Annotated in this window: 2 protein-coding genes; both read left to right on the forward strand. The window is 59.8% G+C overall.

Features of this window, described 5'->3' with window-relative positions:
* The first annotated feature begins 117 nt into the window (after positions 1-117).
* Entirely contained in the window at positions 118-393 is a 276-nt protein-coding gene (locus HW932_RS21420; protein ID WP_206186202.1) for a HigA family addiction module antitoxin, read from the forward strand.
* A 243-nt stretch (positions 394-636) separates the two neighbouring features.
* A partial coding sequence (locus tag HW932_RS21425; protein ID WP_246296966.1) for an STY4528 family pathogenicity island replication protein occupies positions 637-1299 on the forward strand: 663 nt, incomplete at its 3' end.

Consider the following 1299-nt stretch of genomic DNA (forward strand, 5'->3'; position numbering starts at 1 on the left):
ACTTTCTAAGGCACAATGATAACCGGATAAGCAAAACAGGCTTTTATCGTCCAACCGAGCAACGTGCGCATCCATAACGCTTGTCCCTCTGCTTGGAAGCCGGAGAACGTTATCCCCATGCACAATCCACCTCACCCAGGCGAAGCACTACGCCTTGACGTACTTCCAGCGCTGGGCATCAACGCCGATGCCCTGGCTACCCACCTGGGATTCAGCCCCCGCCATCTGCGTGCCGTACTGAATGGCCGCTTGCCTGTCCGTGCCGAACTCGCGCACCGACTGGAACTGGCTGGACTGGGCAGCGCTCGCCAGTATCTTGCCGAGCAACAAGCCTGGTCGTTGTGGCAAGCCAGGCAACGGCCTCACCCTCCCATTATCCGACTGTACCCCTGACTTTTGTTATTGGCCTGAATGTGTGAGTCAAGCGGTTGTAACCGCGTGAATGCTGCTTTGCCTGTTCATGCCCGAGTGCATCGGAAAGGCCCCGCCGTCGCGCACCGAACGTCAGCGGCCACAGTCTGACGGCGGTATGAAATAGGGTTGTGCCGCAGAACCTATTGTTGCCTGACATGAAAACAGAACTCCAGTGAGATGCAGGGCATCGGGCGAACCCGCCTGCCATTCTGGAGAACTGACATGACGCACCCTCACAGCAACGCCTCTGCAGGCGAGACCTTACTTGGCACTCCTACCGCCCTGATGCTCGACACCCGCCTGACGCCCCTTGAACGCAATGGCTGGCAGGTGCTTCGGATGCTGCGTGCCGCTGACGGCCTCAGTCCGCTGGCGAATCTTGGACAACTGCGCCGCTACCTCACCTCGATCCCGCTGGGCCAGCGTGCTGGCTACGAGACCGCCTGGCGCGTACTGGTGGTGCTGCGCTTGACCGGCTGGATCAGCCTGATCGGCCAACACCGCGACCCACTGACCGGCCATGTATTGAGTGAGCTGTACCAGGTACACGACCACCCTCTCAGGTTTGCCCAGGCCTGCGAACTTGATGCCAGCCTGCCGGATTTGCTACACGAATCAGAACGCCACGAAAACAATCAGGTATCACGGGTAGCCAGCCACATCCAGGCCACGATGACGGATGAAAAGCCCGGCCCTGTCGCTGACGACGATCATAACGATCCGCCGCCACCGGCATCGACGGCGACCGGGCAGCCTCAACCTGCGGATACCGACGCCCCGGAAGAACCAGCCAACGCATCCGCCAATCCAATGGCCGTTCTGCCACAGAACCATCGCGCCCGGCAGACCATTCAGGATTCTGCGCCTACGTATAGTTTGTATAAG

This window comes from Allochromatium humboldtianum, assembly GCF_013385175.1.
In the GTDB taxonomy this organism is placed as follows: domain Bacteria; phylum Pseudomonadota; class Gammaproteobacteria; order Chromatiales; family Chromatiaceae; genus Thermochromatium; species Thermochromatium humboldtianum.